We start from the raw sequence: 12,170 nt of genomic DNA, 5'->3' as shown, positions 1-12,170 counted from the left end.
ACGGTATGTGAAAACAGGGCGCGAATCGCTCGCGCCCTGAGGGAGGTTACTCAGCAGCGGACTTTTCCGCCTTACCGGCCAGCAGGCTGAGGAAATCGTATTTCTCCTTCAGCTCTTTCTCGGCGGCCTGATACAGCGCGCTGGCCACCTCCGGCTGCTGCGCGTTCAGGCGGCGGAAGCGCTGTTCTTTCAGCAGCGTTTCCGACAGGTTGCTGTTTGGCGGCCGCGAATCCAACGCTAACGCGGCCTTGCCCTCGGCGCTACGGCGCGGATCGAAGCGGTACAGCGGCCAGAAGCCGGTGGCGGTCAGCTGTTTCATCTGATCGTGGCTGAGCGCCAGATCGTAGCCGTGTTCTTCGCACGGGCTGTAGGCGATGATCAGCGACGGGCCCGGATAGGCCTCGGCCTCCTGAATCGCTTTCACCGTTTGGTTAAGCTGCGCCCCCAGCGAGATCTGCGCGACGTAGACATGGCCGTACATCATCATGCTGACGCCCAGATCCTTGCGCGCCTTCCGCTTGCCGTGCTCGCCGAACTTGGTCACCGCGCCGAGCGGCGTGGCTTTCGACTGCTGGCCGCCGGTGTTGGAGTAGCATTGGGTGTCGAGCACCAGCACGTTGACGTTCTCCGTCAGGCTGAGGACGTGATCCAACCCGCCGAAGCCGATGTCGTAGGCCCAGCCGTCCCCGCCGATCAGCCAGATGGATTTATCGACCAGGTAATCGGCGTCGGCCGCCAGCTGGCGTGCGTCTTCACCTTCAATACTCGCCAGCAGCGTGCGCAGTTCGGCGATTTGCTTACGGCGCGGCTCCGGCGCCACATCTTCCATCTGCAGGGCATTGACCAACTGCTCCGGCAGCTGCGTCGCCAGCGAATTCAGCAGGCGCAGCACCCGTGCGCGATGTTGATCGACCGTCAGACGGAAGCCCAGGCCGAATTCGGCGTTGTCTTCGAACAGCGAGTTGGCCCACGCCGGCCCGCGCCCTTCGGCGTTGGTGGTGTACGGCGTGGTCGGCAGGTTGCCGCCGTAGATCGACGAACAGCCGGTGGCGTTGGCGATCAGCAAACGGTCGCCATAGAGCTGGGTCAGCAGCTTGATGTACGGCGTTTCGCCGCAGCCGGAGCAGGCGCCGGAGTATTCGAACAGCGGCGTGATCAGCTGCGAGGTGCGAATGTCGATGCGCTCCAGCTGCGCTGGATCGATTTCCGGCAGCTGTAGGAAGAAGTCGTAGTTGTCTTTTTCCGCCGTCAGATTATCGAGGCGCGAAGCCATGTTGATGGCCTTGATCTCTGGGTTCTGGCGATCTTTCGCCGGGCAGACCTCGACGCACAGGTTACAGCCGGTGCAATCTTCCGGCGCCACTTGCAGTACGTATTTCTGGCCGCGCATATCGCGTGATTTGACATCCAGAGACTGCAGGGAAGCGGGGGCGTGTTCCATCTCCGACGGCTGAACCACTTTGGCGCGAATGGCGGAGTGCGGGCAGGCGGCGACGCAGTGGTTGCACTGGGTGCACAGATCGGGCTGCCAGACCGGGATCTCTTCGGCGATGTTGCGCTTTTCCCACTGGGTGGTGCCCACCGGCCAGGTGCCGTCCGGCGGGAAGGCGGAAACCGGCAGCGCATCGCCCAGCCCGGCCAGCATCGCGGCGGTAACGGTTTTGACGAAGTCCGGCGCGGCGTCCGAGACCACCGGTGGGCGCATCGGGCTGCTGTCGTCGACCGGCTGCAGTGGAATTTCAATCAGTGCGCCACGGGTGGCGCCCAGCGCCTGCCAGTTGCGCTCGACGATCTCCTGGCCCTTGTTGCTGTAGCTGCGCGCGATGGCATCCTGCAGCTGTTGCAGCGCCACGTCGCTCGGCAGGATCTGCGTCAGGTGGAAGAACGCCATCTGCATTACGGTGTTGATGCGCGCGCCGAGCCGGCATTCGCGCGCCAGCTTGGCGGCGTTGATGATATAGAAACGCGCCTGGCGTTGATGCAGCAGCGCCTGTACCTCCTGCGGCAAGCGTGACCAGACCTCGTCGGCGCCGTAAGGGGTATTGAGCAGGAAGGTACCGCCGGGTTTGAGACGTTCAACCATCTGATACTTATCGATAAACTGCAGCTGGTGGCAGCCGACGAAATCCGCCTGGCTGACCAGATAGGCCGAATTGATCGGCTGCTCGCTGACGCGCAGATGCGACACCGTCAGGCCGCCGGCCTTTTTGGAGTCGTAGACGAAATAGCCCTGCGCATACAGCGGCGTGGCGTTGCCGATGATTTTGATGTTGTTCTTGGTGGCCGAGACCGAACCGTCGCTGCCCAAACCGTAGAACAGCGCTTCCAGCGAGGCGCGCTGCGGCAGGATTTCGTCGCTCAGCGGCAGTGAAAGCCCGGTGACATCATCGAAGATGCCGACGGTAAAGCGCGGGCGCGGCTGCGGCTGGGCCAGCTCGCGAAACACCGCCAGCGCACAGTCCGGGCCGAACTCTTTCGACGACAGGCCGTAACGGCCGCCGATCACCCGCGGCAGCGTGGCGCGCTCACCCCGGCTGTAGGCCTCCGCCAGCGCGGTCATCACGTCCAGATACAGCGGTTCGGCCAGCGCGCCCGGTTCTTTGGTGCGATCGAGCACCGCGACGTTGCGCACGCTGTCCGGCAGCGCGCCGAGCAGGTATTTGGCGGAGAACGGCCGGAACAACCGGACTTTCAGCACGCCGACTTTCTCGCCGCGGGCCAGCAGGGTGTCAATCACCTCTTCGCAGGTGCCGGCGGCGGATCCCATCACCACCACCACGCGCTCGGCCTGCGGGTGGCCGTAGTAGTCGAACGGCCGATAGTGGCGGCCGGTGAGGGCGGCGAAGGCCGCCATGGCGTCGATCACGTGTTGGCCGGTGGCGTCATACCACGGGTTGGTGGCTTCGCGCGACTGGAAATAGGTGTCCGGGTTGGCGGAAGTGCCGCGCACCACCGGATGATCGGGCGACAGCGCCCGGCTGCGGTGAGCGTCGATCGCCGCCTGAGGCAGCATTTGCCGCAGCGTATCGTCGCTGAGCGGCACGATCTTGTTGATTTCGTGCGAGGTGCGGAACCCGTCGAAGAAGTGGATAAACGGCACGCGCGCGTTGAGAGTGGCGGTCTGTGAGATCAGCGCGAAGTCCTGCGCCTCCTGCACGTTGCTGGCGCACAGCATGGCGCAGCCGGTTTGGCGCACCGCCATCACGTCCGAATGGTCGCCGAAGATCGACAGCGCGTGTGTGGCTACGGTGCGGGCGGCGACGTGCAGCACGAACGGCGTCAGCTCTCCGGCCAGCTTGTACAGCGTCGGGATCATCAGCAGCAGACCCTGCGATGAAGTGAACGAAGTCGACAGTGCGCCGGTTTGCAAGGCGCCGTGCACGGTGGCGATCGCGCCGCCCTCAGACTGCATTTCCACCACTCGCGGAGTATCGCCCCAGATGTTTTGCCGGCCATCGCCGGACCAAGCGTCTGCTTGCTCCGCCATGGTGGAACTTGGCGTGATAGGGTAGATGGCAATCACTTCGTTGGTGCGATAGGCCACGGAAGCGACTGCGTTATTACCATCTGTAGTTATCATCGACATTACCTTTTCATTGCTCACAAAGCCGCGAAAGCACACTTTCGCAGTAATGGGAAAAAGTCTAACAGAGGGTTTGAACGTGGCTTTATCGCGTTTGTGTGGCGGGTGATAAATCGTCAATGGCGTATTTCCTCGCCGAATGAGATGCAGTGGCAATAAATTGTTTTGACCGTTTAAAGACAATTTATTTCCGGCGCGTCATAATTGCGCATCGGCAAACTGACAGAAGAAAATCATGAGCGCATTTATGTATTTGACGATGGCGATAGTCGCGGAAGTGATCGCCACCACCATGTTGAAAGCCTCCGAGGGCTTTACCCGCCTGTGGCCGTCGCTGCTGGTGGTGCTGGGTTACGGCGTGGCCTTTTGGGGGCTGTCGATGGTGGTCAAGAGCATGCCGCTGGGCATCGTGTATGCGATTTGGTCGGGTATGGGCATCGTGCTGGTGTCGATCGCCGCGGTATTCGTTTACCAGCAAAAATTGGATTGGCCAGCGATTGTCGGCATGGGATTAATTATTGCCGGCGTGCTGGTGATTAATTTACTGTCTAAAGCCTCGGTGCACTGAGTGTTATTTTAATGTGAAAAAAGGCCGGCGTGACAGCAAGTCGCGCCGGTTGAAGAATTCAGCCATCATTCACTGAAAATAGTGGAATGCTAATTACTTAGCGCCGCCAGCATAGACGCAAATATCGTCCTCTCCGGTAGCAAAAAATGCGTCGTCTCACTGAAAGCACGTGAAGATAATGAATACCGATATCGCGGGAGAAATCTCTTCGTCAGCAGCGGTGACGTTATCACTTTCTGCGTGCGGCCGGGGCCAGGCACAGGGTGGCGCTGTCACGTTTGGCGTATCGCGCCGGGGCGGAAATATTCTGCAAACAAAATAAATGTCCGGCCGGTGCAAAAAAATGACAAATAATGGCTGGAATATATTTTCATTATTTATATATCGAGCTAGATTAAACAAGTTTGCATCAAAGATAGCGAAACGTGTCCGCTAAGTGACGCGCGTTATCAGCAATGGCGATTTTACACAGCGCAGTTCCGGGTTCAGGAGTGGGATAATGACGACATCAAAATGGTTGCTTGCCAGCGCCGTGCTGCTTTTAGCCGCCTGCAGCAGCAATAACGAAGAGCCAGTACAGCAGGGCAACAGTGCCAGAATCAATACGTTGCAGACCAGCGCCGGTTGCGCGGCGGTCGGCGGCGTTACTACCATCGCGCATAACCTGAACGGTGAAGCGCTGCGCATGTGCCAAATGCCGAATGGCAAGCAGTGCGAAGAACGCACGCTGGGCCTGGGCAGCTGCGCCGGGTAAGCCCGCAGCGACAGGCCCGGATCAATACACCCAGTCGCGCAGGGTATAAACCAGCGTGTGGCCGCTGCCGTTGAGCGTCAGTTGCTGCGCGTTCAGCATCACGTCGGCGCCGTTTTCGAGCACGGTGCCGATCACCTGATCCCAGCGGTTGCGCTGCTCATCAGGGCACAGCTTGCGCGTCGAGGCCAACGGTTTTACCGTCAGCACGCCGTCGCGTAACTGCCCCTGGCCGAAGAAGCGGTTGCACATCGCGCCGGAGACATGCAGGTTCTCGCCAAATTCCAAATTGAGCAGGCCGCCATCCGTTCGTGATTGTGCCGCTTCACCATCTACGCTCTGCAACACGAAGTTGTGATGCAACAGATCGCCGGGTGTGACGGTAGACTGTGGTTTCATGCTGCATCCCCCTAGGACCAGCGTCGCAAGGGCGGCCACCGTGGTTTTTCTCATTGCGTTCTCTCAAATAAACAGGGCGCCGCAAGGGCGCCCCGAAGTTACGCTCAGGCGTTCAGCTGGTTCGGGCAGGCTTCGCCGCGATCCAACAGGCTGATGTTCTGCAGCGTGGTTTGCGAAATGCTGGTCAGCGCCTCTTCGGTCAGGAAAGCCTGATGGCCGGTGAACAGCACGTTGTGGCAGGCCGACAGGCGGCGGAACACGTCATCCTGAATCACGTCGTTAGACTTGTCTTCAAAGAACAGATCGCGTTCGTTCTCGTAGACGTCCATCCCGAGCGCGCCGATTTTTTGCTGCTTCAACGCGTCGATGGCGGCGGTAGAGTCGATCAGCGCGCCGCGGCTGGTGTTGATCACCATTACGCCGTTTTTCATCATCGCGAAGGCGTCGGCATTCAGCAGATGGTGGTTTTCCGGCGTCAACGGGCAGTGCAGGGTAATCACGTCGGATTGCGCGTACAGCGTTTTCAGGTCGACATACTCCGCGCCCAGCGCCAGCGCCTGTTCGCTCGGGAACGGATCGTAGGCCAGCAGCTTCATGCCGAAGCCTTTCAAAATGCGCATCGTCGCCACGCCGATTTTACCGGTGCCGATCACGCCGGCGGTGCGGTTGTGCATGTTAAAACCGATCAGCCCTTCCAGCGAGAAATTGGCGTCGCGAGTGCGTTGATAAGCGCGGTGAATACGGCGGTTCAGGCACATCATCATGCCTACCGCGTGTTCTGCCACGGCCTCCGGCGAGTAGGCCGGCACGCGCACTACCTTGATGCCCAGTTCTTTGGCGGCGTCCAGATCGACGTTATTAAAACCGGCGCAGCGCAGGGCGAGGATCTCGACGCCCAGTGCCGCCAGTTCTTCGAGCACTTCACGGCTGCCGTCGTCGTTGACGAAGATACACACCGCCTTGCAACCGGCGGCCGTTTTGGCGGTTTTTTTGCTGAGTAAAAAGTCGAAGAATTCCAGCTCATAGCCAAACTGCTGATTCACCAGTTCGAGATATTTACGGTCATACTGTTTGGTACTGTATATCGCCAATTTCATCGTGGTTTCTCCACCGTGATTTTGTGATCAATTTAACAGATTTTAGTAAATTCGACAATTGGTTAGCGGTTTGGCCAGCGTGGGGGTTGTTCGGTCAACCAAGAGGATGAAACCGGCCCCATAGGGCCGGTTCACGCGATGTTAGCGAGCGATTTCCGTGTAATGATGCTCATCGTAGTCATGGGTCAAGTACCCGTTGACGGCATCGTTAAAGGCGACCCAATGCGGGGTTTTCTGGTGTGCCGAAAGCGCCGCCTTATCGTCCCAGTTTTCGATCAGCGCGTAGCTGTTTTCATCGTTCTGGCATTGCCAAAGCTGGTAAAAAGAGCAGCCGGTTTCTTTATTGGATTCCTGCACCATGGTGTTGAGCAGGCTGAGAAACGCGGGGCGTTTGGCCGGATTGACCTGAAAAAAGACATTGAGCGTGATCATGGTTTATTTCCTCAGTCGATAATGAAACTGGAATTTCCAGGTGGCAGCAATGTGCTGACTGCGAGGATTCTACGGACTTGATGGTTGACTAAAAGTGAAATAAAGTTCCGTTGCTATTCATTTTTGGTGAAGGTTTGTGATATTGAAACGTGCTCAGTTGGTGACCTTTTGCATGGTGGTTGAGTCAGAGAGTCTCACGGCAGCGGCTGAGAGGCTGTTTTGCGTGCCCTCTAACGTGACCAAGAAATTAAAAGAGTTGGAAATGGCGTGTGGCGTTACGCTATTTGATCGTGAGCGCAATCGACTGTCGCTCACACCGGAAGGCCGGGCGCTTTACCATAAAGCCAAGCGCTTTTTGGCTATCGAAGAGCGGGCGCGAGCGCAGCTTGAACAGGATCCGGTGCAGGGTGAACTGAAGCTTGGCGCGCTGGATATCGCCTTGAGTCATCATCTGCCGCAAAAGTTGGCGCATTACCGTGCGCAGAACCGCCGCGTTCAGTTGAGTGTGGTGCAGGGCTATTCGCTGGATCTGGAGTTTCAATTGCAAAAAGGAACTCTGGACGTGGTGTTTTCAGATGGGCCGATAGAACATCCGCAGCTGCAGAGCCGGCGTGCTTTTCAGGAGCGTTTGGTCTTCATTGGCGGGGCGTATCAGCCAGCGTTGTTGGCAAAAAGCGATCTCTATGTTTATTCGCGTCAATGCCACTATCGCCATCTGGTGGACGCCTGGCTGCAAAAGCAGCAAGTGATCCCCGCCGCGCTGCTGGAGGTGGAATGCTATGACGTGATATTCGCCTGCGTAAGCGCGGGGTTGGGGTATGCGTTTGTCCCTGAGAGCCTGGCGCGACAGCGGGAGGTTGCGTATACCGAGTGCGGGAATGAAATGCGCAGCGATATTTATGCTATCTGGCGTAAAGCGAGCGACAGCCGCATAGTACAGGCTTTTATTGAGGCCGTGATTTGAAATTAGCGGCAAAAAAATCCCCACGGGGGTGTGGGGAATGGCTTCTCTAGTACACAGTTAGCTAGCAGCTAAACTTTTATTAGAATGGTTGCAAGACTATTAATCATCAACGGTAACGACAATAACAAAAGTCTGAAAACCGTCCTATTTATGTGATGTATATGTAACGAAAATCTACAACTTCGCACACGTTTGCGCTAAAAAGGTGCAAATCGCCTTTGCGACCCCGCTCAGCTTCACCCTATGTCAAATTCGTGCCATCATTATTGTCAATTCAGGCATAGACTTAACCAATGCCTAACTCAGGAACGAAGCAATCATTTAATGACCAGGCGATTGAAAGTATTCATAGGGACCGTGGCGGGCTGTGCAATTCTGGTGCTGGCGTTATGGCAAACTTTGCCGCGCTGGCTGCCGGGGGTGTTATCGCATTGGTTGCCGGCGGGAAGCCGACTTGAGTTACAGGGCAAGTTGCATTGGCGCCAGGGCGGCCTGGCGTTGCCGGGGGCACGTTTCACCGCGCAAGATTGCCTGCTGGCCAACGTCGGTCCGACGCGGCTGGCTTACCGCCAAGGCCGCTGGCAGCTGTCGAGCGATAAGGTCAGCGTCGATAGCGCCTGTTTGTCAAAACTGCCGGGCGGCGACGCCAACAGCGCGCCGCTCGCGCTTGATCAATTGCAGCGGCAACTGCCGGCGCTGGATCTCACCATTAATGATCTGACGCTTATTCCCTGGCAGCGCTATGCCGGCAAGCTACAGATTTCCTCCGGCCCCGACGGGCAACGTCTGCATTATCGGGGACCGAATCTCAGCGCCGAGGCGCGGCTGGATGAAAAACAGCAGCTGACGTTGCAGAGTCTGACCGTCGTCCCGCCCAACAGCGCGCAACCGCTGCACCTAGCCGGTAAGATAACTCTCCCGCTGGATCTGGCCAGCCTGCCGAAGCAGGGCGCGTTGCAGGGTGAAATGCAGACGGCCTATCTGGAAAAACCGGTTTTGCTGGATATGCGCTGGCAACAGCAGCAGGGCGTGTTGACGGTGAGCGAGAAAGGCGACGATCGGCCGCTGGCGGTGCTGCCGTGGGAAGTGACCCCGCAGCGGGTCAGCATCAAGCAGGGCGAGTGGCGTTGGCCCTACAGCGGACAGCCGTTGAACGGCGGCCTCAGCATCGCGCTGCACGACTGGAGCAAGGGATTGGATGAAACGGAGATCAGCGCGCGGCTGAACGTGATCACCGCCGGCCACAACGGCAAGGGTAATGCGGTGCTCACCCTCGGGCCGGGCAAGGTGGGGTTGACCGACAGCGATCTGCGCTTCCAACTGACCGGGCAGGCCAATCTGGCCGATTTCTCCACCACCGCGTCGATCCCGGGCGTGATCGGCGGCAGCATTCTTAACCCGACGCTGGTTCTGCAGCCAGGTTCGCTGCTGCGTCTGTGGGGCAAAGTGACGCCGGAAATGACGCTGGAAGAGGCGCGTCTACCGCTGGCCGGCGTGAAGGTGACCGCCGCCGGCATCACCGGCCGCCTGCAGGCGATTTTGAGCGCCAGCGACAGTTATTGGGGGCGTTTCAAGCTCCACCTGGACGGCCAGGCGCAGGATTTCTGGCCGGACAAGGGCGACTGGCAGTGGCGTTACTGGGGCAACGGCCGGTTGCCGCCGCTGCAGGCCGCCTGGGACGTCGCCGGCAGCGGTCGTTGGCAGGACAGCGAGCTGGTGCTCGACAAGCTCTCCACCGGTTTCGACAAATTGAAGTACGGTCTGGTGACGGTCGCCGCGCCGCGCTTGAGCCTCAACCAGCCGCTGCGCTGGCAGCGTGATGAACAAAGCCCGCAGTTCAACGGCGAATTCCAGCTGGCGGCGGATAAGGTCAGCTTCAGCGACGGTGGCTATCTGCCGGCGCCGGTGCTGGCGCTGCAGGTGAACGGCCGTTCGCCGGACAGTTTCCAGATGCAGGGCAAGCTGCAGGCGCAACAGATCGGGCCGATCGCGCTGCGCGGCCGTTGGGACGGCGAACGTCTGCGCGGCGAAGGCTGGTGGCCGAAACAGTCGCTGAAGGTCTTCCAACCGCTGTTGGCACCGGATCTCAATCTCACGCTGCGCGACGGCGAGTTTTACGCGCAGTCGGCGTTTTCCGCCGCCCGTGAACAAGGGTTCGAGGCCGGTGGCCACTGGGTGGTGAAAAACGGCGGCATGTGGCTGAAAGACGGCGAAATGAGCGGCCTGGATTTCATCCTGTCGTACCGTTTCAAGCAGCATCACTGGCAATTGGGAGCTAAACAGCCGGTATCGCTGCGCATCAAGTCTTTCACCAACCTGTTCGAGATGCAGAACATTTCCGCCGATCTGCAGGGCACCTATCCTTATAGCGAAGGGCAGCCGCTGACGTTGAGCAACGTCGGCGTGGACATGCTCAACGGGCATATCAGCCTGTCGGCGCTGCGGTTGCCGCAGCATGACGCCGCGGTGCTGAAGCTGGATAAGGTCGATCTCAGCGCGCTGTTTACCGCCCTGAAACCGAAGCAGTTCGCCATGTCCGGCCGGGTCGACGGCGAGCTGCCGCTGTTCCTGAACCATCCGAAGTGGTTGGTGCAAAACGGCTGGATCGCCAACGCCGGCACGTTGACGCTGCGCCTGGACAAAGACATGGCCGACGCCATCGGCAGCAATAACCTGGCGACCGGCGCGGCGATAGACTGGTTGCGCTACATGGAAATCAACCGTTCGCATGCCCGGGTCGATCTCGACAACCTGGGCGAGTTGACGCTGAGCGCGCGCATCGACGGCATCAACCCGCAGAAAAGCGCCAAGCGCGAGGTGATCCTGAACTATCGCCATCAGGAAAACGTGTTTCAGCTGTGGCGCAGTTTGCGCTTCGGCGACAATTTACAGGAGTGGCTGGAGCAGGCCCTCTCACAACCTGGGGAGCAACAATGAAAATCATGAGTGTGTCGACGCTGGCAGCGGTGCTGTGCGTTTCGCTGCTGAGCGGCTGCGTGCCGCGCATCGAGGTGGCGACGCCGAAGGATCCGATCACCATCAATATGAACGTCAAGATCGAGCATGAAATTCATATCAAGGTGGATAAGGACGTCGAAAACCTGCTGAAAACCCAAAGCGGTCTGTTCTAGGAGCCGACATGAAAAAACGTTATTTGTGGCTGGCCGGCGCCGCCTGGTTGTTCAGTGGCATGGCGATGGCGTTGACGCTGGATGAGGCGAAGCAGCAAGGGCGGGTAGGTGAAACCCTGAGCGGCTACATCGCGCCGGTGAAGCAGGACGCGGAAACCCTGGCGCTGGTGAAACGCATCAACGCCGGCCGCGCCGAGAAGTATCAGGAAGTGGCGAACGGCAACCATATCGCCGTCGACGAAGTGGCGCGCATGGCCGGGCAGAAGCTGGTGACGCGGGCGCAGAGCGGCGAGTATGTGCGCGGCATCAACGGGCAGTGGCTGAAGAAATAAAAAAAGCGCGCCGTCTGGCGCGCCAAAAGATACGGATAGATGATTATTATGAGGGTAGTGCAGGTTTGACAGGACTTGCCTCTTGTCCGGCAGGGGCTCGGCGCCCCTGCGCAGGGTCTTAGGCAGCAACCACCTGAGACAGGGCCGCCTTGGCGTCTTCCTGTGCTTTGGTCGCCACTTCCGGGCCATAGGCGATGCCTTCCGCGAAGACGAACTCCACGTCGGTGATGCCGATGAAGCCCAGGAACAGACGCAGGTAAGGTTCTACCAGGTCGGTCGGGGTGCCTTTATGGATGCCGCCGCGGCTGGTCAGGATCACGGCGCGTTTGTTTTTCACCAGGCCTTCCGGACCGTTTTCGGTGTAACGGAAGGTCACGCCGGCGCGGGCAACCAGGTCGAAATAGTTTTTCAGCTGGGTCGGAATGTTGAAGTTGTACATCGGTGCGGCAATCACGATGACGTCATTGGCCTGCAGCTCGGCGATCAGCTCGTCCGACAGGGCCAGCGCTTCTTGTTGACGTGGAGTCAACGGAGCATCGGAAGGACGCAGCGCGCCGACCAGTTCACCGTCCAGCACCGGGATTGGCTGTGCGGCCAGATCGCGCACGGTGATGGTGTCGCCGCTGTGGGCGTTGCTCCATTGCTCTACGAAGAAATCGGCCAGTTGGTTAGACTGAGAGTAGGTCGCCAGGATGCTTGATTTCAGAACCAATACGTTGCTCATCGATAATTCCTTACGTTGTGACAGTGACATCAGGACTCAGCGTCCCTTGCATGAAGTACATGCTATTCACATTCCCCCAACAGTGATAGCGCAATATTTCGAGATCTCCGTTCAATTTTATTGAATGACATGGCGACGCTTTACTCGCGGAAGTAGGGGGAGAAAGCCGTTTGTGATAGGCTGTGCGGC

General features: G+C 58.9%; 12 protein-coding genes. 7 read left to right on the top strand and 5 right to left on the bottom strand.

Annotation, left to right across the window (positions count from 1 at the left end; genetic code table 11):
• Positions 1-46: 46 nt before the first annotated feature.
• Positions 47-3,580 carry a pyruvate:ferredoxin (flavodoxin) oxidoreductase gene (nifJ, locus tag ACSJLU_RS12850; protein ID WP_049296066.1) on the bottom strand — a complete coding sequence of 1,178 codons (3,534 nt, stop codon included), beginning with the start codon at positions 3,578-3,580 and terminating at the stop codon, positions 47-49.
• Positions 3,581-3,818: 238 nt separating this feature from the next.
• On the opposite strand from nifJ, the gene ssmE reads away from it, so the two are divergent.
• Both ssmE and ACSJLU_RS12840 read left to right on the top strand, forming a co-directional pair.
• Entirely contained in the window at positions 3,819-4,151 is a 333-nt protein-coding gene (gene ssmE, locus ACSJLU_RS12845; RefSeq protein WP_025302985.1) for a multidrug efflux SMR transporter SsmE, read from the top strand.
• 499 nt (positions 4,152-4,650) lie between these two features.
• Positions 4,651-4,905: a DUF333 domain-containing protein gene (locus tag ACSJLU_RS12840; RefSeq protein WP_015377999.1), complete on the top strand. Its 255-nt coding sequence runs from the start codon at positions 4,651-4,653 to the stop codon at positions 4,903-4,905.
• 21 nt (positions 4,906-4,926) lie between these two features.
• On the opposite strand, the gene hslJ is transcribed toward ACSJLU_RS12840, so the two are convergent.
• The 3 genes from hslJ to ACSJLU_RS12825 all read right to left on the bottom strand — a co-directional run bounded on the left by hslJ (position 4,927) and on the right by ACSJLU_RS12825 (position 6,830).
• Entirely contained in the window at positions 4,927-5,355 is a 429-nt protein-coding gene (hslJ, locus tag ACSJLU_RS12835; protein ID WP_025302984.1) for a heat shock protein HslJ, read from the bottom strand.
• A gap of 50 nt (positions 5,356-5,405) precedes the next feature.
• Positions 5,406-6,398, bottom strand: coding sequence for a 2-hydroxyacid dehydrogenase (locus ACSJLU_RS12830; RefSeq protein ID WP_025302983.1), 993 nt, complete (start codon positions 6,396-6,398; stop codon positions 5,406-5,408).
• A gap of 141 nt (positions 6,399-6,539) precedes the next feature.
• A complete protein-coding gene (locus ACSJLU_RS12825) occupies positions 6,540-6,830 on the bottom strand; it encodes a putative quinol monooxygenase (RefSeq protein WP_025302982.1) in 291 nt (96 codons plus the stop codon).
• 142 nt (positions 6,831-6,972) lie between these two features.
• On the opposite strand from ACSJLU_RS12825, the gene ACSJLU_RS12820 reads away from it, so the two are divergent.
• The 5 genes from ACSJLU_RS12820 to ACSJLU_RS12800 all read left to right on the top strand — a co-directional run bounded on the left by ACSJLU_RS12820 (position 6,973) and on the right by ACSJLU_RS12800 (position 11,379).
• Positions 6,973-7,794: a LysR family transcriptional regulator gene (locus ACSJLU_RS12820; protein WP_043143653.1), complete on the top strand. Its 822-nt coding sequence runs from the start codon at positions 6,973-6,975 to the stop codon at positions 7,792-7,794.
• Positions 7,795-8,118: 324 nt separating this feature from the next.
• Complete coding sequence (locus ACSJLU_RS12815; RefSeq protein ID WP_147823854.1) at positions 8,119-10,731, top strand: YdbH family protein; 2,613 nt, start codon at positions 8,119-8,121, stop codon at positions 10,729-10,731.
• A complete protein-coding gene (locus tag ACSJLU_RS12810) occupies positions 10,728-10,925 on the top strand; it encodes a YnbE family lipoprotein (RefSeq protein WP_025302979.1) in 198 nt (65 codons plus the stop codon). Before ACSJLU_RS12815 ends, ACSJLU_RS12810 begins: the two co-directional genes overlap by 4 nt.
• 8 nt (positions 10,926-10,933) lie before the next feature.
• Positions 10,934-11,257, top strand: a complete 324-nt coding sequence (locus ACSJLU_RS12805; protein ID WP_025302978.1) for a YdbL family protein — start codon at positions 10,934-10,936, stop codon at positions 11,255-11,257.
• On the top strand, positions 11,242-11,379 hold the full coding sequence (locus tag ACSJLU_RS12800; RefSeq protein ID WP_127145959.1) for a hypothetical protein: 138 nt from the start codon (positions 11,242-11,244) through the stop codon (positions 11,377-11,379). The genes ACSJLU_RS12805 and ACSJLU_RS12800 overlap by 16 nt, the downstream gene beginning before the upstream one ends.
• Here the strand turns inward: ACSJLU_RS12800 and azoR are convergent.
• Entirely contained in the window at positions 11,376-11,981 is a 606-nt protein-coding gene (azoR, locus tag ACSJLU_RS12795) for an FMN-dependent NADH-azoreductase (protein ID WP_015377994.1), read from the bottom strand. The genes ACSJLU_RS12800 and azoR overlap by 4 nt on opposite strands.
• Positions 11,982-12,170 lie beyond the last annotated feature (189 nt).

The organism is Serratia bockelmannii, assembly GCF_051803255.1.
Classification (GTDB): domain Bacteria; phylum Pseudomonadota; class Gammaproteobacteria; order Enterobacterales; family Enterobacteriaceae; genus Serratia; species Serratia bockelmannii.
The sequence above is the reverse complement of the archived record's forward strand: the minus strand, read 5'-3'. Positions and strand labels throughout refer to the sequence as shown.